This is a genomic window from Actinosynnema sp. NPDC023658 (assembly GCF_040639995.1).
GTDB lineage: Bacteria > Actinomycetota > Actinomycetes > Mycobacteriales > Pseudonocardiaceae > Actinosynnema.
Window position 1 is genome coordinate 1 of sequence record NZ_JBFAAX010001359.1, and the last position, 1252, is coordinate 1252.

2 protein-coding genes are annotated in these 1252 nt (G+C 70.6%); both read right to left on the reverse strand.

The genetic code is table 11. From position 1 onward, the window contains the following. A partial coding sequence (locus tag AB0G02_RS40975) for an SPFH domain-containing protein (RefSeq protein WP_360806176.1) occupies positions 1-1061 on the reverse strand: 1061 nt, incomplete at its 3' end. Positions 1062-1131: 70 nt separating this feature from the next. Then, positions 1132-1252: NfeD family protein (locus AB0G02_RS40980; protein ID WP_360806179.1), on the reverse strand; the 121-nt coding region annotated here is incomplete at its 5' end.

The window sequence follows — 1252 nt, forward strand, 5'->3', positions numbered from 1 at the left end:
GCGTGCACGCAGGTGCCGGCACAGGTCGACCACCCCGCCTCCGCCGCGCGCACCGCCTCGGCCACCGCCGGGTCCGGAGCCGTGTCGAACCAGTCCGCCACCGACGGGTCGTCCTGCTCCGGCGCGGAGGTCTCCGGCTTCTCGTAGGCTGGCGGCTCGTAGCGGAACACACCGTCCTCGCCCGGCGTGCCCAGCATCTTCGCGAACCCCTCCAGCGCCTTGCCGTAGTCCGACGGCACCAGCCACACCTTGTTCGCGTCGCCCTGCGCCATCTGCGGCAACGTCTGCAGGTACTGGTAGGCCAGCACCTCCGGCGTCGGCCGGCCCGCCTTGATCGCCGCGAACACCTTCTCGATCGCCTTCGCCTGACCCTGCGCCTGCAGGTACCGGGCCGCCCGCTCGCCCTGCGCCCGCAGGATCGCCGACTGCCGCTCCGCCTCCGCGCCCAGGATCGCCGCCTGCTTCGCACCCTCCGCCGACAGGATCTGCGCCTGCTTCTGACCCTCGGCGGACTTGATCGCCGCCTCCCGCTGGCCCTCGGCGTTGAGGATCATCGCGCGCTTCTCCCGGTCCGCGCGCATCTGCTTCTCCATCGAGTCCCGGATCGAGGGCGGCGGGTCCACCGCCTTCAGCTCCACCCGCGCCACCCGGATGCCCCACCGGCCGGTCGCCTCGTCCAGCACACCGCGCAGCTGGTTGTTGATCTGGTCGCGGGAGGTCAGCGTCTCCTCCAGGCTCATCCCGCCCACCAGGTTGCGCAGCGTCGTGGTCGCCAGCTGCTCCACACCCACGATGTAGTTCGAGATCTCGTACACCGCCGCCCGCGGGTCGGTCACCTGGAAGTAGACGACCGTGTCGATCGACACCGTCAGGTTGTCCCGGGTGATCACCGGCTGCGGCGGGAACGACACCACCTGCTCGCGCAGGTCGATCCGGGCCCGCACCCGGTCGAAGAACGGCACCAGGATGTTCAACCCCGGCGCCGCGGTCGTGCGGTAGCGGCCCAGCCGCTCGATCACCGCGGCCGTGGCCTGCGGGATCACCAGCACCGACTTGACCATGACGATCAGCACGAACAGCACCAGGACCGCGATGACGATCAGCGTGGTGGTCAACTCTCCCAGCCTCCACTCAGGCCCCGGACAGCACCACTGCGGTCGCGCCCGAGATCTCGACAACAGTGACTTCGGCGCCGGGCTCGATGACCTCGCGGTCCAACGACCGCGCCGACCACACGTCCCCGCCGATCCGC